Source organism: Methyloversatilis universalis EHg5, assembly GCF_000378945.1.
GTDB lineage: Bacteria > Pseudomonadota > Gammaproteobacteria > Burkholderiales > Rhodocyclaceae > Methyloversatilis > Methyloversatilis universalis_A.
This window is the reverse complement of the sequence record NZ_KB900539.1, coordinates 2,082,557-2,108,071: the sequence shown is the minus strand read 5'-3', so window position 1 is coordinate 2,108,071 and position 25,515 is coordinate 2,082,557. Positions and strand designations below refer to the sequence as shown.

Below are 25,515 nucleotides of genomic sequence, written 5' to 3'. Positions count from 1 at the left end.
GGGAAATCCTCCCGTGCGTCCGGCGCCGCTTTGCCCGCGGCGGCGTCAGGCCGCTCCGCTGGTGCAGTGCTCGGCGGCGGCCACCGCGACCCGGTTGCGACCGCTGCGCTTGGCGTCGTACAGCGCAGCGTCGGCAGCGTCGATCAGGGTGTCGGCACTGCGGGCGCTGCCCGGTGGCAGGGTGCTGAGGCCGATACTCACCGACATGCGACAGGGCACTGCGCCCTGGTCGTAGGCGATCTCGACCGCGGCACGGATGCGCTCGGCCACCACCCGGGCGCCGTCCTCGTCGCACTCGGGGAGCAGCACCACGAATTCCTCGCCGCCGTAGCGCGCGATCACGTCGCAGTGGCGGTTGGCACCCGCGCACAGCCTCAGCGCGGCATTCTTCAGGCACAGATCTCCGGCCGGATGACCATAGGTGTCATTGATGTGCTTGAAGTGATCCATGTCGATGAACAGCAGGGCCAGCGGCCGCGCGTGCCGGTGCGCCCGCTCCAGTTCTGCCTGCATCAGCTGCAGCAGGCCGCGCCGGTTCAGCAGACCGGTCAGCGGGTCGCGCACCACCTCGACCTGCAGTTCCAGCGCCCGCTGGGCGGCGGCCCGGTACAGGCGGAAGGAATGCGCGAGCAGGGCCATCAGCAGCGCGCCGGCACACAGCAGGCTCATCGCGCGCGACACGTACCAGCCGGCGCTGTAGCGCGCCTGTCCGGCCAGCGCGAGCACCACGTCCAACGTGAAGGCGTACTGGCCCAGCGTAAGCCAGCGGTCGAAGGTGTCACGCAGCCGGGTGGCCCCCACCACCGCGCACAGAGCGGTCACGCTGAGCACCACTGCGGCGATGCCGCTCGGATCGCGCAGCATGGTGCCGTAGTGATGCCCGTCCATGATGACCGGCAGGTGCCCGGCGCCGCCCAGCACGATGAGCCCGAGCAGCAGCGCGCAGGCGATGGAAAAAAGCACCGGCAGCATCTGCGATGCCGGCGACTGGGCTTCGTGCCGGCCGAACAGGCGCTGGCCGACATGCGCCAGCAGCAGCAGCGGGAAGCCGGCGTGCCACACCGCCCACACCCAGGCAGCCGCCTGACTGCTGCCGCCGACCAGGGGCTGCGGGCCGAAGATGCCGGGAAAGGCCAGCAGCTGCATCACCGCCATCACCGCGGAAAAGGCGTAGGCCGCCGCCACCCAGGTCAGGCTGTGCAGCGGGCTGCCGGCCAGCAGAAGCATGGAGAGGATGGCCGCCGTCAGCCCGTTCAGCAGGCACACCGCCAGCAGGAACAGGCCCATCAGTACCGGCTGGGCCGGCAGCGGCACGGTGGCGACCGGGAAGGTGAACAGCGCCATCAGCGTGAGCACCGTGGCGCTCAGCGGGAAGGCGAGGGGGCTGCCGGGCCGGCTGGCGCTTGATGAGTGCATCACGCGCCCAACCTCTGGATGGCGGGAAGGCCGGGCCGGCTTTCCGGGAAGCCGGCGATCGGAGCTGCCTGCAGGCGCATCCATGGGAAACGCGCTCCGTGCGCCGTGCGTGCTGCTCGCGAACGGCCAGGGAGAGACGTGATGCACGATTCGAATGGCAACAGACCGAAGCTGCTGGACGGCATGACCTGCCCCCTGCGGACGCCCTGCCGTGCAGCGTAATACGCCTCCGGCGCTTTTGCCATCCGGCCGTACGCCAGACAGGCCTGCGCCGTGCGCCACGCGCTGCAACCTGTGGCTAAACTGTCGCCCCATGGCCTGCGCACTGATTTCTCACCCCGACTGTTTCGACCACCGCCCCGGCGACCGCCACCCGGAGTCTCCGGCCCGGCTGGAAGCCGTACTGGGCGAACTGGAGCGCAGCGGACTGCGCAAGACCTGGGTGCCGTACGAAGCGCCGAAGGTGACCCGCGAACAGCTGGAGCGCGTGCATCTGCCGGCCTATCTCGACGAACTGGAGCGGGTGTCGCCGAAGTCAGGCACCTACCGCGTCGAGAGCGACACCGTCATGTCGCCCGGCTCGCTGGCCGCCGCCTCGCGCGCGGCCGGTGCGGCGGTGCTGGGGGTGGATCTGGTGATGAGCGGCCGGGCTACGGCTGCCTTCTGCGCCACCCGCCCGCCGGGTCACCACGCCAAGCCGGGTGACGCCATGGGTTTCTGCCTGTACGGCAACGTCGCCATCGCCGCCGCGCACGCGATGGCGGTGCATGGGGTCGAGCGCATCGCCATCGCCGACTTCGACGTGCATCGCGGCAACGGCACCGAACTCATGTTCCGGCGCGAGCCGCGGGTGCTGATGGCTGACAGCTTCCAGCACCCCTACTACCCGCGCGGCGAATTTCCGGAGCGCGCCGGCTACATTCCGCTGCGGCTGGCCGAGGGCGAGGGGTCGGCCGCTTTCCGCAAGCAGTGGAAGGAAGTCGCGCTGCCGAAGCTGCGCGCCTTCAGGCCGCAACTGGTGCTCATTTCCGCCGGCTTCGACGCGTTGCGCGACGACCCGCTGGCCAGTATCGAACTGGAAGCGGCGGACTACCGCTGGATCACCCATGAGCTGCGCGACATCGCCGAGGCGTCGGGCAAAGGCCGCATCGTGTCCGCGCTGGAAGGCGGCTACGGCCTGCCGGCCATCGGGTCGGCGGCAGCGGCACACCTGATGGCGCTTGGCGACTGCTGAGCTGCGGGAGCGCTGAACAGACGCTGCCGACCGCGGTCGGCCGGCGCCTGTCACGGAGGCGTCTGCCGGGTTTGCCATAATGCGGGCTCATTCACACCCGGGCCGCGGCTCTGCCGGGCGGCCTTTCGCATGGACATAGTCCTGCTCGTCGCACTCATTCTTCTCAACGGCCTGTTCGCCATGTCCGAAATCGCGGTGGTGTCATCGCGCAAGGTCAGGCTGATCGGCATGGCCTCGGACGGCAATCGCGGCGCCGCCGCCGCGATGAAGCTGCACGAAGACCCCACCCACTTCCTGTCGACCATTCAGGTCGGCATCACCTCGATCGGCATCCTGAGCGGCGCCATGGGCGAGTCGGCGCTGGCCGATCCGCTGGCCGCCTGGCTGTCCGGCATTCCGCTGTTCGAGCCATATGCGCGCACGGTGGCGCTGTCCATCGTGGTGGTCGGCATCACCTATTTTTCGGTCGTGGTCGGTGAACTGGTGCCCAAGCGGCTGGCGCTGCTGGCGCCTGAGGGCATCGCTTCGCTGATGGCGCGCCCCATGCTGCTGCTGGCCACGCTGGCCCGGCCGCTGGTGCTGGTGCTGTCGATCACCAGCAATGCGGTGCTGCGCCTGGTCGGCGCCCGCCGCACCGAAGAGCCGCCGATCACCGATGAAGAGATCAATGTGCTGATGGGGCAGGGCGCCGAGGCCGGCGTGTTCCACGAGAGCGAACAGCAGATCGTGTCCAACGTGCTGCGGCTGGACGAACTGCGTGTGGGCGCCATCATGACGCCGCGCAAGGACATCTACGCCATCGACCTGGATGACGACGACGACACGCTGCGCCGTCGCGTTGCCGCCAGCCCGTTCAGCCGCATCCCGGTGTGCCGCGACGGACTGGAACACATGCTGGGCGTGCTGCAGACCGGTGCGCTGCTGCAGCACTCGCTGGACGGCACGACCATGGACCGCGCGATGGTGGAGTCGCTGCTGGCGCCGGCGCTGTACGTGCCGGACAGCGTGAGCACCGCCCAGCTGCTGGAAAACTTCCGCCGCACCGGCAAGCACGTGGCACTGCTGGTGGACGAATACGGCGACCTGCAGGGGCTGGTCACGCTGCACGACGTGCTGACCGCCATCGTCGGCGACATTGCGCTGTCCGGCCTGCCGGAGGAGCGCGAGGTGGTGCAGCGCGAGGACGGCTCGTGGCTGATCAGCGGCAGCACTTCGATCGAGCGCTTCCGGCAGGCGGTGGAGGTGGGCGAGGATCTGCCGGGCGAGGACGAGGCGAATTTCAACACCGTGGGCGGCTTCGTGCTGCACATCTTCGGCCGCATACCGGTGGCCGCCGACCACTTCGAATGCGCCGGGCTGCGGGTCGAGGTGGTGGACATGGACGGCAACCGGGTCGACAAGCTGCTGGTGCAGCGGCTGCCACCGGAGGCCGGCATGACCGGCGCATCGGGCGCTCCGCTTCAGTAAGTCCGCAGCCGCGGCCGCGCCGGTCACCCGTCTTCTGCTAGTCTGCGCGGCGGTACGCACGACGCGTGCCGCACGTCTTCGTCATTGAATCGACGCCTTCCGAGGCCTGCTCATGGACATTCTCTGATGGACATACTCTGGTGGCACTGGCTGGTGGCCGGTCTCGCGCTCATCGTGGCGGAACTGGCGGTACCCGGCATGGTGCTGGTGTGGTTCGGCGTCGGTGCGATCGGCACCGGGCTCCTGCTCGCAGCCGCGCCCGCGCTCTCGCTGACCGCCCAGCTCGCGGCATGGACGGTGCTCTCCTGCGCGCTGGTCGTGCTGTGGTTCCGGGTGTTCCGCACCGACCAGCACAAGACCCATGTCGGCATGGCGGCCGGCGAAACGATAGGCGAGATCGGCCTGCTGGTGAGCGCGGTCGAGCCTTTCGGTCGCGGGCAGGTGCGTTTCCAGAAGCCGCTGCTGGGCAGCGAGGTGTGGGCCTGCATCGCCGACGAGGCACTGCCGGCCGGTGAACGGGTGAAAGTGCTGTCGGTCGAGGGCTCGCTGCTCAAGGTCGGCCGCAACAACAAAGGAGAGGCGGCATGAGTCCAGGTCTGGTGGTGGCACTTGCAATACTGGTTTTCGCGGCGATCACGCTGGCCAAGGGCCTGCGCATCGTGCCGCAGGGCGAGGAGTGGGTGGTGCAGCGCATGGGCAAGTACCTGCGCACGCTGCTGCCCGGCCTCAACGTCATCATTCCCTACCTGGACGACGTGGCCTACAAGGTGATCACCAAGGACATCATCCTTGACGTGCAGGAGCAGGAGGTGATCACCCGCGACAACGCGGTGATCCGCACCAATGCGGTCGCCTTCATCAAGGTGACCGACCCGGTGAAGGCGGTCTATGGCGTGACCGATTTTTCGGAAGCCATCCGCAACCTCATCATGACCACGCTGCGCTCCATCGTCGGCGAGATGGATCTCGACCAGGCGCTGTCCAGCCGCGACAAGATCAAGGTGCGGCTGCGCGAGAGCATCGCCGACGAGGCGATCGACTGGGGCCTCACCGTGAAGTCGGTCGAAATCCAGGACATCAATCCGTCCGACTCGATGCAGCGCGCGATGGAACAGCAGGCCAGCGCCGAGCGCGAGCGCAAGGCCATGGTGACCCGCGCCGAGGGCCAGAAGCAGTCCATGATTCTCGAAGCCGAGGCGCGGCTGGAATCGGCCAAGCGCGACGCCGCCGCCCAGGTCACGCTGGCCGAGGCGAGCGCGGAGTCGATCCGCCGGGTCACCTCGTCGAACGCCGACCCGCAGCTGCCGATGATGTATCTGCTCGGCGAAAAGTACGTGAATGCGCTGAACCGGCTGGGCGAATCGCCCAACGCCAAGATCGTGGTGCTGCCGGCCGACCTGAAGGACGCCATCGCCGGAGTGCTGAGCCGGGTCGCCGGCAGACAGTAAGCGACAGGACCGCGGCCGGGTCGCCTCTGGGGGGCACCCGAGCCGCTCTTGCCGGTCAAGAACCGGCAGGAATCCTGGCATGCCTCACGCGGGGCGGGCACGAAAGGCGCGTATTTGCGAGAATCCGCGCCTTCCGCGGCCCGGCCGCCCCTGAATGACGAGAACACCGAATGAGTGACAGCGTGAGCGACATCGAACGCGAATCCATGGACGTCGACCTGCTGGTCGTCGGCGCCGGCCCGGCCGGTCTGGCGGCCGCCATCCGCGCCAAGCAGCAGGCGGCGCAGGCCGGCATCGAACTGTCGGTGTGCGTGATCGAGAAGGCGGCCGAAGTCGGCGCCCACATCCTGTCCGGCGCGGTGATGGACCCGCGTGCGCTGACCGAACTGCTGCCCGACTGGGCGAGCACCGGTGCGCCGCTGGACACCCCGGTCACCGAAGACCAGGTGCTTTTCCTGTCCGAAACCGGCGCCCGCGCGGTGCCGAACGCGCTGCTGCCGCAGAGCTTCCACAACGACGGCAACTACATCGTGCGTCTGGGCCATGTCGTCAAATGGCTGGGCGAACAGGCCGAAGCGCTGGGTGTGGACGTGTTTGCCGGCTTTGCCGGTTCGCAGCTGCTGATCGAGGACGGCAAGGTGGCCGGCGTCATCACCAGTGACATGGGCCTCACCCGTGAAGGCGAGCCCGGCCCCAACTTCGCGCCCGGCATGGCACTGCGCGCGAAGTACACGCTGTTCGCCGAAGGCTGCCGCGGCCATCTGGGCAAAGAGCTGGAACAGCGCTTCAGGCTGCGCGACGGCGTCGATCCGCAGACCTACGGTCTGGGCATCAAGGAACTGTGGGAAGTGCCGGCCGCGCAGAGCCAGCCCGGCCTGGTGGTGCATACCGCCGGCTGGCCGATGGACAACGCCACCTACGGCGGCGGCTTCATCTATCACCTGAAGGACAATCTGGTCGCCATCGGTTACGTGGTCGGCCTCAACTACAGCAACCCGCACCTGTCGCCGTTCGAGGAATTCCAGCGCTACAAGACCCACCCGTCGGTGCGCACCCACATCGAAGGCGGCCGCCGCCTGTCGTACGGCGCCCGCGCCATCACCGCCGGCGGCCTGCAGAGCCTGCCCAAACTGGTGTTCCCGGGTGGTGCGCTGATCGGTGACGACGCCGGCTTCCTGAACGCTGCCCGCATCAAGGGCAGCCACGCCGCGATCAAGAGCGGCATGCTGGCCGCCGACGCTGCCGTAGCCGCCATCGCCGCCGACCGCGCGCAGGACACGCTGGACGCCTATCCCGAAAGCTTCCGCACCAGCTGGCTGCGCGAAGAGCTGTACCGCACTCGCAACTTCAAGCCCTACATGAAGAAGGGGCTGTGGCTGGGCTCTTTCCTGTACGGCGCCGAACAGCTGCTGTTCAAGGGCGCGGTGCCGTGGACGCTGCGCAACCAGGCCGACCACACCTCGCTGAAGCCGGCCGCCAGCTGCGCGCCCATCGCCTACCCGAAGCCGGACGGCGTGCTCACCTTCGACCGGCTGTCGTCGGTGTTCCTGTCGAACACCAACCATGAAGAAGAGCAGCCCTGTCACCTGCGGCTCAAGGACGCCGCGGTGCCCATCACCGTGAACCTCGCCGCCTACGACGCGCCGGAACAGCGCTACTGCCCGGCCGGCGTGTACGAAATCGTGCGTGAGAACGACACCCCACGGCTGCAGATCAACGCGCAGAACTGCGTGCACTGCAAGACCTGCGACATCAAGGACCCGACCCAGAACATCACCTGGGTCACGCCGCAGGGTGGGGAAGGGCCGATCTACAACGGCATGTAAGTCTTCGCCGCGGCGCGACCAGGGGAGCGGCCTTGGTTGCGCTGCGGCGGGTGCGGGGCACTGGCTTCGATCACCGCCACGATCGCGAGCAAGCTCGCTCCTACGGTCCTCGGCATCGGACTGCGCGGAGAGCCAAGGCCGACGACCGGACCTGAGCGCACTCCACGGCCACTGTCAGGGTCGGAAGACCGCTCAAGCAGAACCCCGGCGCCGGCCGCGGGTCAGGCGCGACCCATGTGGGAGCGAGCTTGCTCGCGATGCGGCCGATGCGGGCCGCGGTCATCAATCACCGCCACGATCGCGAGCAAGCGTGCTCCCGCGGACCTCTGCATCGGCCCCCGCGCATACCTTGCCAATTTTTGGCAAAGCACCCACACTCGGTTCATGGGCACGATGAACATTTCCCTTCCCGACGCGCTGAAAGCCTTCGTCGATGAACAGGTCAGCCAGCGCGGCTATGGCACGAGCAGCGAGTACGTGCGTGAGCTGATCCGCAGGGATCAGGATCGCCTTCAGCTGCGCAGCCTGCTGACCGCGGGCGCCGAGTCGGCGCCGGCAGCACCGGCCGATGCCGGCTACTTCGAAGGCCTGCGTGACCGGGTGCGCAAGGCCGCCGGAACGACACCCAAGGCGTGAAGAACAAGCCCCTGCTTCCACGTGAGCAGGCGAACCGGGATGTGGATGACGCCCTGGCTTACTACCTGAGCGAAGCCGGCGAGCGGGTGGCGCTGGGTTTCATCGACGCGCTGGAAGAGGCCTATGCCCACATCGGCCGCCATCCGACTTCGGGTTCTCCGCGCCATGCCCACGAACTCGATCTGCCCGGCCTGAGGGCCTGGCCACTGACGCGCTATCCCTTTCTGGTGTTCTATCTCGAACGCCCAGGTCACATCGATGTGTGGCGCGTGCTGCACAGCCAGCGCGACATCCCCGCCTGGATGCAGGAGCCCGACGGCATCTGACCGACTGGCTGTCTGCGACGCTCACTTCGCCGGAATGCAGGTGCCCTTCGTCATCTGCGAACTCAGCATCCCCAGGGTTTCGGCTGCCGCGCCGGCCTTTTTCGCCTGCCCGTAGTGGTCGGCCCACGCCTGCCGCATCTGCGCCTCAGCCGAAAGGCATTCCGCAAGACTGCTGAACACCATATCGGTCTTGACCGGCGCGTTCATCACGATGACCACCAGCATCCAATTCATTGTCGATCTCCCGGTTCCGTTCTGACCGCGTCCCGCCTCTGAATCCGCCGCCGGTGCGACGGCTGCAAAGTGCAGCTCACCCGCGCACCGCCGCCTCGATCGCCGCGATGTCTATCTTCGTCATGCCCATCATCGCCTCGAAGGCCCGCTTCGCCGCGGCCGGGTCAGGGTGGGTGATCGCGTTCATCAGCGCCACCGGCGTGATCTGCCACGACACACCCCAGCGGTCCCGGCACCAGCTGCAGGCACTTTCCTGACCGCCGTTGCTCACGATGGCATTCCACAGGCGGTCGGTTTCCGCCTGATCCACCGTCGCCACCTGAAACGAGAACGCCTCGGTCTGCGGAAACGCCGGCCCGCCATTCAGCCCGAGACAGGGGATGCCCATCACGGTGAACTCCACCGTCAGCACATCGCCTGCCTTGCCCGACGGATAGTCCGCCGGCGCGCGATGCACCCGGCCAACAAAGGAATCGGGAAAGGTTACGGCGTAGAACCGCGCCGCGTCCTCGGCGCCGCCGTTGAACCACAGACAGACGGTGTTCTTTGCTGGCGTGACCATGATGGTTCTCCTCGAAGGCGAAAACGTCGGACGGATCGAAGCGCTTCAACGCGCCCGGTGGCTACGCGACTGCCAGGTATCGGCACTCCAGCTCGGCGCCGCCTCTTAGATGATCTGAAGAAGACCAGCCGGCAGGTCGTCCGAACCGGTCAGCTGCCGCACTTCCAGAATGTCGTCCGTGCCGAGGCCGCAGGGCGCGCGCAGCGCCCACCCGATGGCTTCATCGAGAGACTCGACCTCGATGATGTAGAAGCCGCCCACCAGCTCCTCGGACTCCGCGAACGGACCATCGACGACAAAGCGTTTGCGGTCCGCAACAGCAATCCGCGCGCCTTGCGCCGCCGGGTTCAGACCTTCGGACGCCACCAGCACCCCAGCCGTGTGCATCTCTTCGTTGAAGCGCATGTAGGCCTTGAACAGTTTGGCATCGAACTCAGCCAATGGGTCGGATGGCGTGCTCGCTGCATCGGACTGCGCAGTGATGATGAATCGCATCGCCTGCTCTCCATTCGGAGTGGGGTAGGGATGGGTACGACGAACGATTGGCTGGCGGATCGACAGGGCCGCCTGCCAGGGGGCTGAGTGCCAACTCGCAACGGACTTCAAACGCATGACAGGCGACGAACCGTTGGCCCCGGATTCGGATTCGTTTTCCTCAGCGGGAAAATGTGGTCCATCCCTTATTGGTGCTTATTGGTATTTGAACCAGACTGCCCGGGAAGATGCGGGCACCGCCAAGCCCGTAGTAGGGGATGCCGCCCGCGCGCTGGATGACTGGCTGAGGGCAAGCGATATCCAGGAAGGCGCGCTCTTCCGGCGGATTCGGCGCGGTGATGTGGTCGCCGAAGCAATGAACCCTGTCGCTGTCAGACGCATCGTGATCGAGCGCGCGCGGCTCTCCGGACTGGAAGCCGAGGGCTACTTTGCCCATTCCCTGCGGGCGGGTTTTCTGACTGAAGCGGCCGACAGAATGTCCCATTGGCGGAGGCCATGGACCTTTCAGGTCATGCCAGCGTTGGCACCGAGCTGGGCTATTTCCGCTCGGGCAAGGTTCTCACCAGCGGTACTGCGCGGATCTTCGACTAGGAGCCGCCAAGAGGTATTGTTTTGGCATGACTGCATAAAAAAATCCGCTATTTAGTACTTGCGCACCCGAAATGCCCTTCCTATAGTGTTGTTAGCAGTCGGCTTCGATGAGTGCTAACAGCAAAGCGAGAGTGTTATGGGATCAGGAAACGAAGCGGGCAATATGCCGAAAGGTATCCACAGGCGTTGGGCGTTGCCTGAACCGGCGCTTGGAGCACTCTGGGATTCCATTCTCATTGACGAGCATCGCAAGGCCCAGTTGCTCTCACAAGCAATCGTGAATTTCACGGTCCGGCCCAAGGTCAGCCGCGACGTAATCCCCCTGCATGGCGTCATCCTTCTGGTAGGGCCACCAGGGACCGGGAAGACCTCGTTGGCCAGGGGCTTGGCACATCGGGTTTCTCAAGTGCTGAAGGGGGCTCGAATGCAGCTCCTCGAAGTAGAGCCCCACTCGCTAACAAGTTCGGCTATGGGAAAGACCCAACGTGCAGTATCTGACCTCTTTTCTCAGTCCATTGCCGAATCTGCAGCCAACGGACCCACGATCGTCTTGCTCGATGAAGTAGAAACCCTCGCGGTTGACAGATCCAAGCTCAGCTTGGATGCCAACCCGATCGACATCCATCGGGCAACGGATGCAGTACTGGTCCAGCTTGATCTGCTCGCAGAGCAACATCCCAACCTACTTTTCGTGGCGACCAGCAATTTCCCGGAGGCAGTGGATAGCGCGTTCACATCGCGCTGCGACCTCATCATGGAGATCCCTCTGCCTGATGAGGCTGCCTGCGAGCAGATCCTGCGGGCGTGTCTCAGTGGCCTCGCCATAACCTTTCCGGACGTTGCTGGATTGACGAGGGACGCCGATTTCGCGGACTGCGTCTCAGCATGCGTGGGTCTGGACGGTCGCGCGATTCGCAAGATGGTGGCCAATGCGCTGGCAGCCGACCCCCAGACCGCAATCAATCCCAATTCACTCTCCATCGGCAATCTGCTTTCAGCGGCGCGCTACGCCAAGGAACAGCGCACCAAGACAAAGGTGAAGCCATGACTGTAGCGAGTCGTACTTTCCGCAGTTCGCCGCATCGCGATGCCGCTCAGACGTGGGACGCGATCGTTGATCTCCTCACCACGGAGAACGTAAAAGCGCGCACCGAGCTGAACGCGGTCAGCGGTGTTGTCTGCAGTCTCATCGCGGACAGATCGCCGCAGTCTGCACCCATCGTAGTGACCTGCGATGGACCAAGAACCCGGATCTACTGCACCTACGACGACGATGCGGTGGACGGGACTGACGCTCGTGAAGATTCACTGGGGTTCGATCCGCTGAAAGGCGACTGGCGGGTTTCGCTTCCGTGCCCAAAAGACGAGCTCGATTGGGTGAAAATTGCACTGGCAAAGCACAGCAGCCGCATTACCGCCCGCGATATGGAGAGCGCAGCGATTAGTGACAGCAGCAAGTCTCAGGCTGCATCCCTGACCCTGGATGTCGAGGAGTTCCTGAAATCATGACTGCCGTTGCTACTTACTCCTACACGCATTCCGTCACCTACGTCGCGGACAATATCCTCAAGAGCCTCAAGGACATCATTCGGCTCAGCGGCCTTGACCCCGATCACTTCGCTGATCGGTGGGCCAGCAATCTGCGCGCAGTGAAGACGTGGTTGGACAGCGGCCATTTGGAGCGTGTCGTACTTGAGGTGTATGACCCTGGCAATGACAAGCTGATCATTCGCTGGGATGTCGATGTGATCTATACCTGGGCAGCCGGTGATGGAAGCTTCTGGACTGATACGGATCAGCTCAAGTATGCGATCCGCAAGGCGGGTGTTGTTCCGAGCCAGGCGAAGTATTCCCTTCTGCTTCAGAATAAGCCGGGGCGGCCGGATGTGGAGGGCTGGGCACCAGCTTCCTATCGGAACACGGATGGCATGGTCAAGCAAAGCCTGGGTACTACGGTCGAGCACGGCGGCTTGGGAGCGAATACGGGCTACTGGAGGCAAGCGTAATGTTGACCATCGATGAAGCTTTCCGGAAGTTCAAATCTCGCCTGGAGCTCAACGATCGCGAGCAAAAGAACGCAAGTGACCGTCACACCGAGGTGCGGGAGTTTATCCGCACCAAATTCACCATCGACCGGGATTTCCTGACAGGCTCCTACAAACGCCACACGAAGACGAAGCCGCTGAAGGATATCGACATCTTTTTCGTGATGAAGAATGGGGAAAAAGGCTACCGCTCCAAATCGGCAGCTGTCGTTCTCGATGACTATGAGGTTGCGCTAAAAGAAAAGTACGGCGGCAAGGCCATCACTCGGCAGAGCCGCTCCATCAACGTCGACTTCGGTGTAGTCGTCGACTCTGAGGACAACACCGACTACCGTGTTTTGAGTGTTGATGTGGTCCCGGCTTTTGCCTCCGGAGACGACTACGAGATTCCGGATGACGATACGGGGAAGTGGATCAAGACGAACCCGGAGATCCATGCCCGAAAGGCTACCGAGGCCCATCAAGCCTACTCGAACGAGTGGAAGGGCCTAGTCAGAATGGTGAAGTACTGGAACAACAACCCCAAGCATGGAGAGAAACCCATCAAGCCGTCCTTCCTCATTGAGGTGATGGCCTTGCAGTGCATGCATGGCGGATGGGGCGGACAATTCGACCGCGAGATTCAAAGCTTCTTCGCGACCCTTGCTGATCGCATAGGTGATACATGGCCTGATCCTGCCGGCCTTGGCCCTCCGATCAGTGATGCAATGGATGCGGCACGTGTAGCGCGGGCGAAGAATATACTCACCGAGGCCCTGCGACAGGCTAACGAGGCCATTCACCATGTGAGGTCCGGCCGCAATGGTGAAGCGCTTCGCGTCTGGCGAGAACTGTTTGGGAAGAAATTTCCCTTGTCCTGAGCCCTAGAGCAACGAGCATGGCAAAAAAACTGAGCGCCCCCGACGACACAGCATGGATGAAGGACGCTTTCGTCGATGTGCAGTCCGAACTTGCCATTAAGATCAAGCGTGCCTCGCAATCCATTGAGCACGCCGGTACGCAAGGCAGCGTCAATGAAGACCACTGGATTGACGTATTCCGTGCATACCTACCGAACCGCTATGAAGTTGCAACAGGGTTCGTGATAGACAGCAAGGGAAATCGGAGTGAGCAGATCGATCTGGTGATTTTCGATCGGCACTTCACGCCCACCCTGCTTGATCAACAGAAGCATCGATACATCCCTGCCGAGGCTGTATATGCGGTTTTTGAGTCAAAGCCGCACTTTGACAAGGATTATCTGGAGTATGCCGGGGCCAAAGCTGCTTCAGTGCGCAAGCTTCACCGCACTTCAGTGGCTATCGCTCACGCAGGCGGTACGTTCAAACCCAAGGACCCGTTTCCGATTGTGGCAGGGATCGTTGCGCCGAAATCTAGCTGGACTGATGGTCTTGGGGCATCCTTCAACAAGCACTTGCCGTCTTCGCTGCCAGAATTGCTGGATTGCGGTTGCGCGTTGGAAGATGGTGCATTCGACACCTTCGACGGTGCGTTGAAGCTTGTGCCGAAGGAAGGCGCTTTGATTTACTTCCTGTTCCGGCTCTTGTCCAAGCTTCAGTCGCTGGGGTCCGTACCGGCGATAGATTGGTCTGCCTACGCCGACATCATCAACCGCCGCTGAGCAGTCTGTCGAGCTTGACTGTCTTCTGCTTTAACTTGTGGCTGAATTTCCTTTTTCTTTCCAAATATATGGGGTCTGACCCCGATAATTCCGCTGACCTGCTCCTGACTTTTCGGACCGTTTGAAACTTGAGAGGATGGTTTCCAGCCGACCACGCACCCGATTCACCCGTGAATTTAAGGTCTTGGTAGCTGTGTTCGCTTATCGGAGCCTCGCATCTGCGGTGTTACACGGCAATAACCTTTCGGTGGATGTTCGGGTACCCGGGCTCACGCCATGCCTAAAGCCTGTATCTCGGATGCCAGCACAAGCGCCCGGTAAGCGTCCGTTCACAGCGTTTCAAACGCCCTGTTCATTTTTCCGGCGGGCATGATGCGGATCGTTGACCGACGCTGGACGCAGACGATGAAGACGCGCATCACCGAACTTCTGGGCATCCGCTACCCCATCGTGCAGGGCGGGATGATGTGGGTGGGGCGGGCGGAGCTGGCTTCGGCGGTGTCGAATGCCGGCGGGCTGGGCATCCTGACGGCGCTGACGCAGCAGACGCCCGAGGCGCTGGTGGCGGAGATCGCGCGCTGTCGCGACATGACGGATCAGCCTTTCGGCGTGAATCTGACCATCCTGCCGGCGATCAAGCCGCCGCCTTACGAGGCCTATCTCGACGCGATGCTGGATGCGGGCATCCGCATCATCGAAACGGCGGGCAACAATCCGGAGGCGTTCATCGCCAAGGCGAAGGCGCGCGGGGCGACGCTCATCCACAAGTGCGTGGCGGTGCGGCATGCGCTGTCGGCGCAAAAGAAGGGCGTGGATATCGTGAGCATCGACGGCTTCGAGTGCGCCGGGCACCCGGGTGAGGACGATGTGCCGGGCCTGGTGCTGATTCCGATCGCGGCACGGGCGCTGGACATTCCGGTGATCGCGTCCGGCGGCATCGGTGACGGCCGCGGCATGGCGGCGGCGCTGGCGCTGGGTGCCGAGGGCGTCAATATGGGCACGCGTTTCTGCGTGACGAAGGAGGCGCCGATCCACGACAGCATCAAGCAGGCGCTGGTGAAGGCGAGCGAGCGCGACACACGGCTCATCCTGCGCAGCCTGCACAACACGGCGCGGGTGTTCCGCAACGCGGTGTCGGACGCGGTGGTCGAGGCGGAAAGCCGCGGCTGCACTTTCGAGGACATCCGCCCGCTGGTGAGCGGCGCGCGCGGGGCGGCGGCGCTGGCTGAGGGCGACATCGACGGCGGCGTGGTGACCGCCGGTCAGGTGATCGGCCTGATCGACGACATTCCGTCCTGCGCCGAACTGATCGAACGCATGGTGGCGGACTGCCGCGCAGCGCTCAAAGGCGCTGCTGAAAAGGCGGCCGCCGACTGAGGTCGGCAGGCCGGGTCAGCCGTCGGTCGCAGGCGGCGCGGGGCAGTCGGCTTCGCGGATCAGCCCGTCGGCCAGCCAGCGCGCGAGCCAGCCGCCGATCAGCGTCTGCGCGTCCGGCGCGTCCACGCCGGCGCAGGCGGCGGCGAACGGCGTGCCGGCCTGCATGGCTTGCAGCATGACGGCTTCAGGTGCATCGACCGAGCGGAAATGCGGCTGTTCGCCCTTGCGCCACACCAGCACGGTGAGCGGCTGCGCCAGCGTCACGAGATCGGGTGGCGAGTCGCCGCGGTCCATCGCGTGCCACAGATCCAGCGTGTTGCGGCTGAACTGCAGCCACTGCGCGCCCGGCTGCAGCGCAAACACGACGCGACCCCAGTCCTCGGCGCTGTAGCCGGCCAGCGCAGCGGCGTCGAGCGCTGCGCCGTCGGCGCTGTCGAAGGCGTTGCGCAGCGCCCAGTCGAGCGCGGCCAGTTCGGCCACCTCCGGGTCGTCCGGCCATGCGGTGCGCAGCCACGCGGGGAAGCAGTCGCCGAAGGGCCGCAGGCTGAACTGCGTGGGCGGGTGGGCCGCGATGTAGCGCCGGCCGGCCGACTCGAAAGCGTCGTCGCCCAGCCAGGCCCAGGTCTTGTCGAAACTGTCCTTCAGCGTGTCGAGCAGACGCACCCGGTAGGCGTGGTGATAGATGTGCGCCCGCGCGGCCGGCGCCAGGCCGTCGCTCGCGGCCAGCGTGTCGATGAAGGCGTTGGGTGCGTCATGCAGGTAATGCATGAACTGCCGCTGCAGTTCGGCCAGCGCGCTCATGCGGCCACCTGTTCGGCGTTGGTGGCCCGCGCGGCGATGCGGCGGGCGCGGGCGAGCTCTGCCAGCAGTTCGGGCAGATCCGGGATGTTGTCGTCGCGCTCTATCATCGTGGCGACGTTGCCGAACATGCGGCAGGCGGTGTCATACAGCGCCCACACGTCTTCGCACACCGGCTGGTCGTGGGTGTCGACCAGATGATCGTCGTGGGTCGAGTGGCCGGCGAGATGGATCTGCTGCACCCGCGCGGCAGGGATGCCGGCCAGATAGGTGAGCGGGTTGAAGCCGTGATTGACGCTGCTGACATACACGTTGTTCACGTCGAGCAGCAGCAGGCAGTCGGCCTCTTCGGCCACGGTGCGGATGAAGTCCCACTCGCTCATGTCGGACACCGCGTAGCCGAGGTAGCTAGACACGTTTTCCAGCACCAGCCGGCGGCCCAGTTCGTGCTGCACCTGACCGATGCGGCTCACCAGCAGGCGCACCGCCTCTTCGGTGTAGGGCAGCGGCAGCAGATCGTGCGAATTGTGGCCGCCGACGCCAGTCCAGCAGAAGTGATCGGAAATCCACAGCGGATCGACGCGGCCTGCCAGTGCTTTCAGCTTCTTCAGATAGCCGCGGTCGAGCGCGTCGGTCGAGCCTATCGACAGCGCCACGCCGTGCAGGGCCATCGGGTAGTCGGCGCGCAGACGATCGAGCATGGCCATCGGCTTGCCGCCGTCGACCATGAAGTTTTCGGAAATGATTTCCAGCCATTCGAGCGGCGCGCGTGTTTCGAGCAGTGCCGCGTAGTGGGCCGGACGCAGACCCAGGCCGAAGCCGGGCGAGGGGGCGGTGAGTGTTTTCATCGGCGGTGCGCGGCCCGGCGCGGACAGGCCCGGGCCGCGTGTCGGCGCGAAGCTTACTTGGCCGACAGGTCGCCGATGGTGCCGCCCTGATCCAGACACTGCTTGGCCGAGGTGGCCTTGAAGCCGTGGCCCTTGCAGGCGTTCTGGCCCTTGCAGCTGTGTTCGGCGGTGGCGCAGTCGCTGTTGCCCTTGCAAGCGTGCAGGCCGTAGCAATGCACCTTGTCGCCGGCGCCCACTGCGGCGCCCTTGCTGCCGGCCGGCATGTCGGCAGCGAAAACGGTTCCGGACAGGGCGAGCAGGGCGGCGGCAGCGGCGATCGAAGCGCCGAAAGTGTTCGTGGACATCGAAATTCTCCTCGGGGAGTGCGGCCGGGCGGGATGCACGGCAACGCGGCGGGTGCGAAAGCCGGTGTCCGGATCACCGTCTTCTGCACGCCTGCCCACTTGACCGGGGAGGGGGGCGGAACCTTACTTGCCGGGCGTACTTTCTGTGGACCACGGCAGCTGCTGCTTCTGCGCCTCGTCGTGCCAGCGCTCTTCCTCTTCGTGGATGTAGCGCTGGGTGGTGCGCGCGTCGGTGTGGCGCGCGTCCTTCTGCACGTAGCGTTCGCTCATGCCGGCGTCGAGCTTGGCGGTGATGCCGGTGTGGCGACCCCAGTGGGCGGAGGCGGCGCGCAGCTTGTCCTTCTTGTATTCCGATTCGTCCGGCAGCAGTTCGGCCGCGGCGTAGAAAATCTTTTTCAGGATCTGGTTCAGCCGGCGCGAGGTGATCGGGCTGCGGTCCTTCAGCGACACCAGCAGCGGCGTGAGGTCGGTGCGCTTGGGCATGGCCGGCAGGCCCAGATGCCTGCGGTAGCGCACCAGCGCATGAACCATGTCGTCGGCCACCGGCACCTTGGCCTGCTTGCCGCCCTTGCCGACCACATGCCACCACCAGCGCCCGCGCTCTTCGCGGAAGCTGTTCATGCGGTGCGATTCCAGCTCGCCGGCGCGCGGCGCCAGCATGTAGAGCAGGGCGGCGATGAAGCGGGCGCGCTCGTACTCGTCGCGCTCGCCGTCGGCTTCGCGCGGCATGGCTTCGATGGCGCGGGTGACCGCCTGCCACATTTCGGCGTCGAGAAAGCGCTCGACCTTCTGCATCTCTTCGGTCTGCGCGATCACGTGAGCCGGGCCGGCGCTTTCCGCGGCCAGCTTGCGGCGGCGCTGGCGGATCAGCCCGAGCGGGTTGCCGGCCAGGTAACCGGCGTCGACCAGATAGCTCATCAGCGAATTGATGGCGGCGATCGCGGTGAGCACTGCCGATTCCGACAGCGGGCCGACGAAGGGGCGCCACTCGGCGCGCACCCGCTGCACCTTGGGGCCGCACCACAGCTTCGCCGGCTGCGGGTCGACCAGGAAGTTGAGATAGCCCTCGAAGTCCTGCCGGTTCAGGCTGGACAGCGGCTTGCCGCACTCGACCAGCGACCACAGCAGCAGCCGTTCGCATTCGCGCTGGTAGATGCGATGGGTGCCGGGCGAGCGGTCGTATTCGGTCAGGAAGCAGCGGATGGCCTCGATGTCGGTGTCGGCACCGATCTGCAGCCGCGCGCGGTCGGCGCGGTTCACGCCGTCATGGCCGTCGAGTGCGGCCGGCACCGAAATTTCGTCCATCGGACGGATGGGCACCGCTGCGCCGCCAGGAAATTCATCGCTCATGGGGCGTGATGTTACCGCCCGCTCCGGTCATGCGGCAGAGCGGTGCCGGGAACCTGACGCGATACCGGCGGTCAGGTCGGAAATCCGAAATGGCGGCCGGCCGGGCGTGTGCGCGAAAACAGGTATCCTTCGCCGCTCCCGCGCACGACCGCCCCCGCATCGTCTGCATGAATCTTCTCGCCACCGTCGTACTGCTCCCGCTGCTGGCCGGAACCGCCGCCTGTGCCCTGATCGGGCGCGGCAATACGCCGGCGCGCCGCCTGCTCACCGCGCTGGCGGCCGGTGGCGTGACGCTGGCCGCACTCGCGCTGCTGCTGCGCATGGCGCCGGCGGTGTTCGCGGGCGAGGTGCCGGCAGCCGGTTTCGAATGGCTGCCGCAGCTGGGCCTGAACATCGGCTGGCGGCTCGACGGCCTGGCGCTGATGTTCGGCCTGCTCATCACCGGCATCGGCGCGCTCATCGTGCTGTACGCCCATCACTATCTGGGCAGCGAAGATCCGGCGGGCAAGTTCTACGCGCTGCTCATGCTGTTCATGGCCGCCATGCTGGGCGTGGTGCTGTCGGACAACCTGCTCATGCTGGTGGTGTTCTGGGAGCTCACCAGCGTGTCTTCCTTCCTGCTGGTCGGCTACTGGGGGCACCGGGCGGACGCACGGGCCGGCGCGCGCATGGCGCTGGCGGTGACCGGCGGCGGCGGGCTGATCATGCTGGCCGGCTTCGTGCTGCTGGGCCAGATCGCCGGCAGCTATGAACTGACCGAAATCCTGCAGCACCGCGAGCGCATCGTCGCCGACCCGCTGTACCCGCTGGTGCTGGCGCTGGTGCTGACCGGCTGCTTCACCAAGAGCGCGCAGCTGCCCTTCCATTTCTGGCTGCCGGAGGCGATGGCCGCACCCACACCGGTGTCCGCCTACCTGCACTCGGCCACCATGGTGAAGGCCGGCATCTTCCTGATGCTGCGGCTGTATCCGGTGCTGGGCGGCACCGCGCTGTTCGAACAGGTGGTGACCGGCTTCGGTCTGGCCACCGTCACCTTCGCCGCCTGGGTGGCCCTCTTCCGTCACGACCTGAAAGGGCTGCTCGCCTATTCGACGGTGAGCCACCTCGGTTTCATCACCGTGCTCATCGGACTGGACGCGCCCATGGCCAAGGTGGCGGCGGTGTTTCACATCCTTAACCACGCCACCTTCAAGGCGGCGCTGTTCATGAGCGCGGGCATCGTCGATCACGCCTGTCACAGCCGCGACCTGCGCCGGCTCGGCGGCCTGTACGGCTGGATGCCCTGGACCGCCACCTTCGCGCTGACCGCGGCCGCGGCCATGGGCGGGCTGCCGCCGCTGAACGGCTTCCTGTCCAAGGAAATGTATTTCGCCGAAGCACTCGCCGGCGCCGACCGCCTGAGCTGGATCGTGCCGGCGGTGGCGCTGCTGGCGGCGGTGTCGTCCATGGCCTATTCGCTGCGCTTCGCGCACGACACCTTCTTCAACGGCCCGACGCGTGACCTGCCGGCAGACGCCCATCCGCACGACCCGCCGGCCGGCATGCTGGCGCCGGTCGCGTTGCTGGCGCTGCTGTGCGTGGCGGTCGGCCTGTTCCCGGAAAGCACTTACGGCCCGCTGGTGCGGCTGGCGGCAGACGCCGCGCTGGGCGGGCCGCCGCCGGAATTCCATCTGGCACTGTGGCATGGCGTGAATGCGCCGCTGGCGATGAGCGCGGTGGCGGTGCTGGCCGGCTTCGCGCTGTATGCCGGACTGATGAAGGGCGGTGCGCTGCACCGTTACCTGCCGCGCGCATGGTCCGGCAAGGCGGCTTTCGGCTGCGCGATCGACCGGCTGTTCGCGTTCGCCGGCCGCGTCACCGCCGCCACCGAGAACGGCTCGCTGCAGCGTTCGCTGCTCATCATGGTGGCGTTCGCGGTGCTGCTGGCCGCGGCGCCGTTCTGGCAGGCGGAGGCACTGCCCACCGCCGGCGACCGCGCGCTGATGCCGGCCACGTCGCTCGCGCTGGCGCTGTGGGCGCTGCTGCTCATCACCGCCACCGTGATCGCGGCCACCCATCATCAGCGCTTCCGCGCGCTGGTGCTGGTGGGCATCGTCGGCCTCATCACCGCGCTCACCTTCGTCGGCCTGTCGGCGCCGGATCTGGCGCTCACCCAGCTGTCGGTCGAAGTGGTGTCCACCGTGCTCATGCTGATGGGGCTGGCACTGCTGCCGCAGCACACGCCGCGTGAATCGACCGCGCTGCGGCGTGGCCGCGACGCGCTGCTGGCGCTGGTGGCCGGCGGCGGCGTGGCCGGGCTGACCTGGCTGATGCTCACGCGGAATCACGACTCGATCTCGTGGTTCTTCCTCGAGCGCTCGCTGACCGAAGGCGGCGGCAACAATGTGGTGAACGTGATCCTGGTCGATTTCCGCGGCTATGACACCTTCGGCGAAATCACCGTGCTGGGCATCGCCGGCCTCGGCGCACTGGCGCTGCTCGACGGCTTCCGCACCCGCCGGCCGGCGGCGGACGCCGACGGCCGCGCCTGGGCCTTCGAACAGCAGCCGCTGCTGCTGCGGGTGGCGGCGCGCGTGGTGCTGCCGCTGGCGCTGCTCGCCTCGGCCTACATCTACTGGCGCGGCCACAATATGCCGGGCGGCGGCTTCATCGCCGGCCTGATGACTTCGGTCGCGCTGGTGATGCAGTACATGGCGCTCGGTCAGGCGCGCGCCGAAAGCCTGCTGCACGGCGCGGCCGGCCGCCGCTTCACCCGCTGGATCGGTACCGGTCTGGGCATCGCCGGGCTCACCGGCATCGGCGCCTTCTGGTTCGGCCGGCCCTTCCTGACCAGCGCGCACGGCCACCCGGCGCTGCCGGTGGTGGGCGAACTGCCACTGGCCAGCGCGGCGGCCTTCGATCTGGGTGTGTACATCACGGTGGTCGGCGCCACGCTGCTCACGCTGTCGGTGCTGGGCGCGGCCAGCAAGGAAGATCACGCATGAGTCTGCTCGCCAACATCAGCATGGAATTCCTGGTGGCGACCGGCATCGGCTGGGTGACCGCCTGCGGCGTCTATCTGATGCTGCGCAGCCGCAGCTTTCCGGTGGTGCTGGGCCTCACGCTGCTGGGCTATGCGGTGAACATTTTCATTTTCGTGATGGGCCGACTGTGGAGCGGTGCGCCGCCGATACTGGGGCAGGGCGCGGTGCAGGCTGACCCGCTGCCGCAGGCGCTGGTACTCACCGCCATCGTGATCGGCTTCGCCACCACCGGTTTCGTGATCGAACTGGCGCTGCGCAGCCGGGCTGAATCCGGCACCGATCACGTGGACGGGCGCGAGCCCGGCGAACGGCCGGAGGGCGGCGCATGAGCGCCACCTTCGCCGACGTGATGATGCAGATGTTCCGCCAGCACCTCGCGGTGCTGCCGGTGCTGCTGCCCAGTCTGACCGCGGTGCTCATGCTGCTGATCGGCGATCGCGCCGAGGCGCTGCCGCGGCTGCGGCGCATCGCGCTGATGTCGGTCGCGCTCGGCCTCATGTTCGCGCTCAAGCTGGCGCTGGAGGCGGACAGCGGCGCGCTGCGGGTGTACCGCGTCGGAGACTGGCCGGCGCCCTTCGGCATCGTGCTGGTGGTGGACCGGCTGTCGGCGATGATGCTGGTGCTCACCCAGGCGGTGGCGCTGCCGGTGCTGTGGTACGCCGGCGGCGGCTGGGACACCCGTGGCCGGCATTTCCATGCGCTGTTCCAGTTCCAGCTGATGGGCCTGAACGGCGCCTTCGTCACCGGCGACCTGTTCAATCTGTTCGTGTTCTTCGAGGTGCTGCTGATCGCCTCCTACGTGATGCTGATACACGGGCAGGGCAGGGAGCGCTTCAAGGTCGGCCTGCAGTACGTGGCGATCAATCTGGCGGCGTCGGCGCTGTTCCTGATCGGCGTGTCGCTGATCTACGCCAACGCCGGCACGCTGAACATGGCCGATCTGGCGCAGCGGGTGCCGCTGGTCGAGGGCGACGGCGCGGTGGTGCTGAAGGCGGCCGCGCTGCTGCTGCTCGTGGTGTTCGGCGTGAAGGCGGCGCTGCTGCCGCTGCACCTGTGGCTGCCTGCCACCTATGCCGCGGCCAGCGCGCCGGTGGCGGCGCTGTTCGCCATCATGACCAAGGTGGGCGTGTACAGCATCGTGCGGGTGCATGCGGTCATTTTCGGCGCGGACGCCGGTGCCTCGGCGCTGGTGGCCGGCCCCTGGCTGCTGCCGCTCGGGCTGGCGACCGGTCTGCTCGCGGTGTGCGGCGTGCTGTCTGCCCGCACCCTGCCGCGGCTGGTGGCCTGGCTGACCGTGGCGTCGGTCGGCACCGTGCTGGCCGGTGTCGGGCTGTTCAGCCCGGCCGGGCTGTCGGCCGCGCTCTATTACATGGTGCACAGCACGCTGGTGGTGGCCGCGCTCTTCCTGCTGGCCGAACTGCTGGCCGCGCAGCGCGGCGACGCGGCCGACCGCATCGAACCTGGCCCGCCGCTGGCGCAGCCGGCGCTGCTCGGCCTGCTCATGCTGCTGGCCGCCGCGTCGGCCGCCGGCCTGCCGCCGCTGCCCGGCTTCATCGGCAAGCTCATGGTGCTGCAGGCCTCCAGCGGCATCGCGTCGCAGCCCTGGGTGTGGGCGGTGGTGCTGACCGTGGGCTTCCTGACCCTGCTCGGGCTGGCGCGCGCGGGCAGCGTGCTGTTCTGGAGCGAACGCCCTGAACTGGCTGGCAGCGGCACGCCGGCCGGCGCCAGCCTGCGCCTGCTCGCCGCACCGGTGGCGCTGCTCGGCGCCGGCGTACTGATGAGCGTGCTGGCCGGCCCGCTGACCCGCTACACCGATGCCGCCGCAGCCCAGCTGGCGGACCGCCGCAGCTATGTGCAGGCGGTGCTCGGCGTCGAAGGCGTGATCACCACGCGGCCGTATCGGTTTCCGGCACCGGACGGGGAGGGCAGGCCATGAGCGATCAGCGCGCCCCCGCCGCCCGCCGCTGGCTGGCGCACCCGGTCATGTCGGCGCTGCTGGCGGCCGGCTGGCTCATGCTGCAGCAGTCGGTCGATGCCGGAAACCTGATCGCGGCCGCGCTGCTGGCGCTGGTCATTCCGCGCATGGTCGCCGGTTTCATCGGCGACGGCTTCCGGCTGCGCGCGGCCGGCCCGGCGCTCAGGCTCACCGCCATCGTGCTGTGGGACATCGTGCAGTCCAACATCACGGTGGCGAAGCTGGTGCTGAGTCCGACCCGCACGCCGCAGCCGGCCTGGGTGCCGGTGCCGCTGGACATCACCCACCCGAACGGCATTGCACTGTTCGCCTCCATCATCACGATGACGCCGGGCACGGTGTCCTGCGTCATCGACGAGGCGCGCCGGGAAATCCTGGTGCATGCGCTGGACTGCAGCGACCCGGAGGCCGCGGCCCGCGACATGAAGGCGCGTTACGAGGCACCGCTGAGGGAGATTTTCGGATGACCGATCTGGCGCTTGATCTCGCCTTCGGCGCGCTGGTGATGGCCATGCTGGCCTGCGGCTGGCGGGTGCTGCACGGCCCCGAGATCGCCGACCGCATCCTGGCGCTCGATACGCTGTACGTGAATGTGGTGGCGCTGGTGATCGTGCTGGGCATGCGCCAGGGCAGCGAACTGCTGTTCGAGGCGGCGCTCATCGTCGCCATGCTGGGTTTCGTCGCGACCGTGGCGCTGGCGCGCTACCTGACGCGCGGCGACGTGATCGAGTGAAGGGGCCGCGATGACTGAACTGAATCCGTGGATCGACGGGCTGGTGGCGCTGCTGCTGCTGATCGGCGCCTTCTTCCTGCTGGTGGGCGCGCTCGGCATGTTGCGCTTCCGCGACTTCTTCCAGCGTCTGCACGCGCCGACCAAGGCCAGCACGCTGGGCGTGGGCGGCGTGCTGCTGGCCAGCATGCTGTACAGCGCCGCCACCGGCCGTCTGGCCATCCATGAACTGCTGATCACGCTGTTCATCTTCATCACCGCGCCGGTGTCGGCCAACCTGCTGGCCAAGGCCGCGCTGCACCTGAAGCTGCCGTCCAAGGCGGGGCATCCGAAGCGGGACTGAGGGCCGCTGCCTTTTTGCAGCTTCCGTGGGAGCGGCGCCTCGCCGCGATTGCGGCGGCTGTTCAGGAGATGGTGCCGGGCACAGGCCCCATCGCGGCGGGGGAGCCGCTCCCACAACAGCGCGCCCCGACCTGTGCAGATTCCTGTGGGAGATTCTATGTTCGAGCGCAAGCGTTTTCGTGTTGTTGAGGGACGTAGTCGGAGGCGTTCTTCATTAGCGAGAAGGCGACCCTTGCGAGCTTTCTGGCCAGTGCGACCAGCGCCTGCGTGCGGCTGAATCCGCGCTGGAGCATGCGCTGATAGAACGGCTGCCACGTACTGGATCGGCTGGCGGCCATGGCGGCGTTGTAGAGCAGGCGGCGCATCTCGGCGTCGCCCTTCTTGCTGAGCACCCCGCGTGCGCGCTGGGTGCCCGATTGGCGTACGGTCACATCCAGGCCGAGGAAGGCGATGAAGGCATCGGCCCGGCCGAATGGGGCGCGGTGAAACGTGGCGCACAGGCCGGCGGCGGTGAGTGCGCCGATGCCTTCGACCTTGAGGATGCGCCGGTACGGGTCCTCCCAGCCGCTGGTGCCGATCAGCGCGGCGATGCGCTGTTCTAGCCGTTTGATCAGCGCCTGGATCCGCTCGGTAACGGCCCGCACCTGGCGAGCGAAGCCGGGCAGCTCCTCCATGCTCTGACGCATGCGGCCCAGGCAACGCACCAGGGTGGCGCGACGGCGCAGCAGGGCGCGCAGTTCGGTCACCGCACGGGGCGGCAGCAAGAACGGGCGCAGACGCGCCCCTTCGTGGGCGAGATAGCGGGCGATCAGGCCCGCGTCGTGCCG

29 protein-coding genes are annotated in these 25,515 nt (G+C 66.4%); 19 read left to right on the top strand and 10 right to left on the bottom strand.

Annotated features, from left to right (window positions below):
* Positions 1 to 45: 45 nt before the first annotated feature.
* Positions 46 to 1,416, bottom strand: coding sequence for a GGDEF domain-containing protein (locus tag METUNV2_RS0109885; RefSeq protein ID WP_081618528.1), 1,371 nt, complete (start codon positions 1,414 to 1,416; stop codon positions 46 to 48).
* 313 nt (positions 1,417 to 1,729) lie between these two features.
* Here METUNV2_RS0109885 and METUNV2_RS0109880 point away from each other — a divergent pair, with 313 nt between their 5' ends.
* The 7 genes from METUNV2_RS0109880 to METUNV2_RS0109850 all read left to right on the top strand — a co-directional run bounded on the left by METUNV2_RS0109880 (position 1,730) and on the right by METUNV2_RS0109850 (position 8,353).
* Positions 1,730 to 2,650, top strand: a complete 921-nt coding sequence (locus METUNV2_RS0109880; protein ID WP_018229311.1) for a histone deacetylase family protein — start codon at positions 1,730 to 1,732, stop codon at positions 2,648 to 2,650.
* 129 nt (positions 2,651 to 2,779) lie between these two features.
* Complete coding sequence (locus METUNV2_RS0109875) at positions 2,780 to 4,117, top strand: hemolysin family protein (protein ID WP_018229310.1); 1,338 nt, start codon at positions 2,780 to 2,782, stop codon at positions 4,115 to 4,117.
* A gap of 126 nt (positions 4,118 to 4,243) precedes the next feature.
* Positions 4,244 to 4,705: an NfeD family protein gene (locus tag METUNV2_RS0109870; RefSeq protein ID WP_018229309.1), complete on the top strand. Its 462-nt coding sequence runs from the start codon at positions 4,244 to 4,246 to the stop codon at positions 4,703 to 4,705.
* Positions 4,702 to 5,565, top strand: coding sequence for an SPFH domain-containing protein (locus tag METUNV2_RS0109865; RefSeq protein WP_018229308.1), 864 nt, complete (start codon positions 4,702 to 4,704; stop codon positions 5,563 to 5,565). The genes METUNV2_RS0109870 and METUNV2_RS0109865 overlap by 4 nt, the downstream gene beginning before the upstream one ends.
* Before the next feature lie 170 nt (positions 5,566 to 5,735).
* Positions 5,736 to 7,391: an electron transfer flavoprotein-ubiquinone oxidoreductase gene (locus METUNV2_RS0109860; protein WP_018229307.1), complete on the top strand. Its 1,656-nt coding sequence runs from the start codon at positions 5,736 to 5,738 to the stop codon at positions 7,389 to 7,391.
* A gap of 393 nt (positions 7,392 to 7,784) precedes the next feature.
* Positions 7,785 to 8,027, top strand: a complete 243-nt coding sequence (locus METUNV2_RS0109855) for a type II toxin-antitoxin system ParD family antitoxin (protein ID WP_232415656.1) — start codon at positions 7,785 to 7,787, stop codon at positions 8,025 to 8,027.
* On the top strand, positions 8,024 to 8,353 hold the full coding sequence (locus METUNV2_RS0109850) for a type II toxin-antitoxin system RelE/ParE family toxin (protein ID WP_018229305.1): 330 nt from the start codon (positions 8,024 to 8,026) through the stop codon (positions 8,351 to 8,353). The genes METUNV2_RS0109855 and METUNV2_RS0109850 overlap by 4 nt, the downstream gene beginning before the upstream one ends.
* Before the next feature lie 21 nt (positions 8,354 to 8,374).
* Here METUNV2_RS0109850 and METUNV2_RS0109845 read toward each other — a convergent pair whose 3' ends face one another.
* From METUNV2_RS0109845 to METUNV2_RS0109825, 4 genes are all read right to left on the bottom strand, one after another.
* Positions 8,375 to 8,578 (bottom strand): hypothetical protein, encoded by a 204-nt coding sequence (locus METUNV2_RS0109845; protein WP_018229304.1) that lies wholly within the window; start codon positions 8,576 to 8,578, stop codon positions 8,375 to 8,377.
* A gap of 85 nt (positions 8,579 to 8,663) precedes the next feature.
* A complete protein-coding gene (locus tag METUNV2_RS0109840; protein WP_018229303.1) occupies positions 8,664 to 9,149 on the bottom strand; it encodes a VOC family protein in 486 nt (161 codons plus the stop codon).
* Between the two features lie 105 nt (positions 9,150 to 9,254).
* On the bottom strand, positions 9,255 to 9,644 hold the full coding sequence (locus tag METUNV2_RS0109830; protein ID WP_018229302.1) for a YciI family protein: 390 nt from the start codon (positions 9,642 to 9,644) through the stop codon (positions 9,255 to 9,257).
* Positions 9,645 to 9,804: 160 nt separating this feature from the next.
* Entirely contained in the window at positions 9,805 to 10,128 is a 324-nt protein-coding gene (locus METUNV2_RS0109825) for a hypothetical protein (RefSeq protein WP_018229301.1), read from the bottom strand.
* Between the two features lie 270 nt (positions 10,129 to 10,398).
* On the opposite strand from METUNV2_RS0109825, the gene METUNV2_RS0109815 reads away from it, so the two are divergent.
* The 6 genes from METUNV2_RS0109815 to METUNV2_RS0109790 all read left to right on the top strand — a co-directional run bounded on the left by METUNV2_RS0109815 (position 10,399) and on the right by METUNV2_RS0109790 (position 15,278).
* Positions 10,399 to 11,283 carry an AAA family ATPase gene (locus tag METUNV2_RS0109815; RefSeq protein WP_018229299.1) on the top strand — a complete coding sequence of 295 codons (885 nt, stop codon included), beginning with the start codon at positions 10,399 to 10,401 and terminating at the stop codon, positions 11,281 to 11,283.
* Complete coding sequence (locus METUNV2_RS0109810; RefSeq protein WP_018229298.1) at positions 11,280 to 11,744, top strand: hypothetical protein; 465 nt, start codon at positions 11,280 to 11,282, stop codon at positions 11,742 to 11,744. Before METUNV2_RS0109815 ends, METUNV2_RS0109810 begins: the two co-directional genes overlap by 4 nt.
* Positions 11,741 to 12,241, top strand: coding sequence for a hypothetical protein (locus METUNV2_RS0109805; RefSeq protein WP_018229297.1), 501 nt, complete (start codon positions 11,741 to 11,743; stop codon positions 12,239 to 12,241). Before METUNV2_RS0109810 ends, METUNV2_RS0109805 begins: the two co-directional genes overlap by 4 nt.
* Positions 12,241 to 13,140: a CBASS oligonucleotide cyclase gene (locus METUNV2_RS0109800; protein ID WP_018229296.1), complete on the top strand. Its 900-nt coding sequence runs from the start codon at positions 12,241 to 12,243 to the stop codon at positions 13,138 to 13,140. The genes METUNV2_RS0109805 and METUNV2_RS0109800 overlap by 1 nt, the downstream gene beginning before the upstream one ends.
* Before the next feature lie 17 nt (positions 13,141 to 13,157).
* A complete protein-coding gene (locus tag METUNV2_RS0109795) occupies positions 13,158 to 13,901 on the top strand; it encodes a DUF6602 domain-containing protein (RefSeq protein ID WP_018229295.1) in 744 nt (247 codons plus the stop codon).
* 405 nt (positions 13,902 to 14,306) lie between these two features.
* Positions 14,307 to 15,278, top strand: a complete 972-nt coding sequence (locus METUNV2_RS0109790; protein WP_018229294.1) for an NAD(P)H-dependent flavin oxidoreductase — start codon at positions 14,307 to 14,309, stop codon at positions 15,276 to 15,278.
* Between the two features lie 15 nt (positions 15,279 to 15,293).
* On the opposite strand, the gene METUNV2_RS0109785 is transcribed toward METUNV2_RS0109790, so the two are convergent.
* The 4 genes from METUNV2_RS0109785 to METUNV2_RS0109770 form a co-directional block, all read right to left on the bottom strand.
* Complete coding sequence (locus tag METUNV2_RS0109785; protein WP_018229293.1) at positions 15,294 to 16,079, bottom strand: HvfC/BufC N-terminal domain-containing protein; 786 nt, start codon at positions 16,077 to 16,079, stop codon at positions 15,294 to 15,296.
* Positions 16,076 to 16,924, bottom strand: a complete 849-nt coding sequence (gene bufB, locus METUNV2_RS0109780) for an MNIO family bufferin maturase (RefSeq protein ID WP_018229292.1) — start codon at positions 16,922 to 16,924, stop codon at positions 16,076 to 16,078. The genes METUNV2_RS0109785 and bufB overlap by 4 nt, the downstream gene beginning before the upstream one ends.
* Positions 16,925 to 16,977: 53 nt before the next feature.
* Complete coding sequence (gene bufA2 / locus METUNV2_RS0109775) at positions 16,978 to 17,268, bottom strand: BufA2 family periplasmic bufferin-type metallophore (protein ID WP_018229291.1); 291 nt, start codon at positions 17,266 to 17,268, stop codon at positions 16,978 to 16,980.
* Positions 17,269 to 17,391: 123 nt separating this feature from the next.
* A complete protein-coding gene (locus tag METUNV2_RS0109770) occupies positions 17,392 to 18,618 on the bottom strand; it encodes a tyrosine-type recombinase/integrase (protein WP_018229290.1) in 1,227 nt (408 codons plus the stop codon).
* A 167-nt stretch (positions 18,619 to 18,785) separates the two neighbouring features.
* Between METUNV2_RS0109770 and METUNV2_RS0109765 the strand changes: the two genes are divergently transcribed.
* Genes METUNV2_RS0109765 through METUNV2_RS0109740 form a run of 6 tightly spaced genes read left to right on the top strand, consistent with a single transcriptional unit; the run spans position 18,786 to position 24,689 of the window.
* Entirely contained in the window at positions 18,786 to 21,602 is a 2,817-nt protein-coding gene (locus tag METUNV2_RS0109765; protein ID WP_018229289.1) for a monovalent cation/H+ antiporter subunit A, read from the top strand.
* Positions 21,599 to 21,970: a Na+/H+ antiporter subunit C gene (locus tag METUNV2_RS0109760; protein WP_018229288.1), complete on the top strand. Its 372-nt coding sequence runs from the start codon at positions 21,599 to 21,601 to the stop codon at positions 21,968 to 21,970. Before METUNV2_RS0109765 ends, METUNV2_RS0109760 begins: the two co-directional genes overlap by 4 nt.
* A complete protein-coding gene (locus METUNV2_RS0109755) occupies positions 21,967 to 23,577 on the top strand; it encodes a monovalent cation/H+ antiporter subunit D (RefSeq protein ID WP_018229287.1) in 1,611 nt (536 codons plus the stop codon). The genes METUNV2_RS0109760 and METUNV2_RS0109755 overlap by 4 nt, the downstream gene beginning before the upstream one ends.
* Complete coding sequence (locus tag METUNV2_RS0109750) at positions 23,574 to 24,083, top strand: Na+/H+ antiporter subunit E (RefSeq protein WP_018229286.1); 510 nt, start codon at positions 23,574 to 23,576, stop codon at positions 24,081 to 24,083. Before METUNV2_RS0109755 ends, METUNV2_RS0109750 begins: the two co-directional genes overlap by 4 nt.
* On the top strand, positions 24,080 to 24,349 hold the full coding sequence (locus METUNV2_RS0109745) for a K+/H+ antiporter subunit F (RefSeq protein ID WP_018229285.1): 270 nt from the start codon (positions 24,080 to 24,082) through the stop codon (positions 24,347 to 24,349). The genes METUNV2_RS0109750 and METUNV2_RS0109745 overlap by 4 nt, the downstream gene beginning before the upstream one ends.
* Positions 24,350 to 24,359: 10 nt before the next feature.
* Positions 24,360 to 24,689 (top strand): Na+/H+ antiporter subunit G, encoded by a 330-nt coding sequence (locus METUNV2_RS0109740; protein WP_018229284.1) that lies wholly within the window; start codon positions 24,360 to 24,362, stop codon positions 24,687 to 24,689.
* Positions 24,690 to 24,843: 154 nt separating this feature from the next.
* Here METUNV2_RS0109740 and METUNV2_RS0109735 read toward each other — a convergent pair.
* The coding region (locus METUNV2_RS0109735; protein WP_018229283.1) for an IS110 family transposase at positions 24,844 to 25,515 on the bottom strand (672 nt) is incomplete at its 5' end.

Bases quoted from the DNA above. Each gene is read 5' to 3' on its own strand.
- bufB (WP_018229292.1), bottom strand. From the start codon at position 16,924: ATGAAAACACTCACCGCCCCCTCGCCCGGCTTCGGCCTGGGTCTGCGT.
- METUNV2_RS0109830 (WP_018229302.1), bottom strand. From the start codon at position 9,644: ATGCGATTCATCATCACTGCGCAGTCCGATGCAGCGAGCACGCCATCC.
- METUNV2_RS0109825 (WP_018229301.1), bottom strand. From the start codon at position 10,128: ATGGGACATTCTGTCGGCCGCTTCAGTCAGAAAACCCGCCCGCAGGGA.
- METUNV2_RS0109855 (WP_232415656.1), top strand. From the start codon at position 7,785: ATGAACATTTCCCTTCCCGACGCGCTGAAAGCCTTCGTCGATGAACAG.
- METUNV2_RS0109790 (WP_018229294.1), top strand. From the start codon at position 14,307: ATGAAGACGCGCATCACCGAACTTCTGGGCATCCGCTACCCCATCGTG.
- METUNV2_RS0109845 (WP_018229304.1), bottom strand. From the start codon at position 8,578: ATGCTGGTGGTCATCGTGATGAACGCGCCGGTCAAGACCGATATGGTG.
- METUNV2_RS0109765 (WP_018229289.1), top strand. From the start codon at position 18,786: ATGAATCTTCTCGCCACCGTCGTACTGCTCCCGCTGCTGGCCGGAACC.
- METUNV2_RS0109785 (WP_018229293.1), bottom strand. From the start codon at position 16,079: ATGAGCGCGCTGGCCGAACTGCAGCGGCAGTTCATGCATTACCTGCAT.
- METUNV2_RS0109865 (WP_018229308.1), top strand. From the start codon at position 4,702: ATGAGTCCAGGTCTGGTGGTGGCACTTGCAATACTGGTTTTCGCGGCG.
- METUNV2_RS0109760 (WP_018229288.1), top strand. From the start codon at position 21,599: ATGAGTCTGCTCGCCAACATCAGCATGGAATTCCTGGTGGCGACCGGC.
- METUNV2_RS0109745 (WP_018229285.1), top strand. From the start codon at position 24,080: ATGACCGATCTGGCGCTTGATCTCGCCTTCGGCGCGCTGGTGATGGCC.
- METUNV2_RS0109875 (WP_018229310.1), top strand. From the start codon at position 2,780: ATGGACATAGTCCTGCTCGTCGCACTCATTCTTCTCAACGGCCTGTTC.
- METUNV2_RS0109815 (WP_018229299.1), top strand. From the start codon at position 10,399: ATGCCGAAAGGTATCCACAGGCGTTGGGCGTTGCCTGAACCGGCGCTT.
- METUNV2_RS0109880 (WP_018229311.1), top strand. From the start codon at position 1,730: ATGGCCTGCGCACTGATTTCTCACCCCGACTGTTTCGACCACCGCCCC.
- bufA2 (WP_018229291.1), bottom strand. From the start codon at position 17,268: ATGTCCACGAACACTTTCGGCGCTTCGATCGCCGCTGCCGCCGCCCTG.
- METUNV2_RS0109795 (WP_018229295.1), top strand. From the start codon at position 13,158: ATGGCAAAAAAACTGAGCGCCCCCGACGACACAGCATGGATGAAGGAC.
- METUNV2_RS0109800 (WP_018229296.1), top strand. From the start codon at position 12,241: ATGTTGACCATCGATGAAGCTTTCCGGAAGTTCAAATCTCGCCTGGAG.
- METUNV2_RS0109755 (WP_018229287.1), top strand. From the start codon at position 21,967: ATGAGCGCCACCTTCGCCGACGTGATGATGCAGATGTTCCGCCAGCAC.
- METUNV2_RS0109870 (WP_018229309.1), top strand. From the start codon at position 4,244: ATGGACATACTCTGGTGGCACTGGCTGGTGGCCGGTCTCGCGCTCATC.
- METUNV2_RS0109750 (WP_018229286.1), top strand. From the start codon at position 23,574: ATGAGCGATCAGCGCGCCCCCGCCGCCCGCCGCTGGCTGGCGCACCCG.
- METUNV2_RS0109885 (WP_081618528.1), bottom strand. From the start codon at position 1,416: ATGCACTCATCAAGCGCCAGCCGGCCCGGCAGCCCCCTCGCCTTCCCG.
- METUNV2_RS0109860 (WP_018229307.1), top strand. From the start codon at position 5,736: ATGAGTGACAGCGTGAGCGACATCGAACGCGAATCCATGGACGTCGAC.
- METUNV2_RS0109740 (WP_018229284.1), top strand. From the start codon at position 24,360: ATGACTGAACTGAATCCGTGGATCGACGGGCTGGTGGCGCTGCTGCTG.
- METUNV2_RS0109810 (WP_018229298.1), top strand. From the start codon at position 11,280: ATGACTGTAGCGAGTCGTACTTTCCGCAGTTCGCCGCATCGCGATGCC.
- METUNV2_RS0109770 (WP_018229290.1), bottom strand. From the start codon at position 18,618: ATGAGCGATGAATTTCCTGGCGGCGCAGCGGTGCCCATCCGTCCGATG.
- METUNV2_RS0109805 (WP_018229297.1), top strand. From the start codon at position 11,741: ATGACTGCCGTTGCTACTTACTCCTACACGCATTCCGTCACCTACGTC.
- METUNV2_RS0109840 (WP_018229303.1), bottom strand. From the start codon at position 9,149: ATGGTCACGCCAGCAAAGAACACCGTCTGTCTGTGGTTCAACGGCGGC.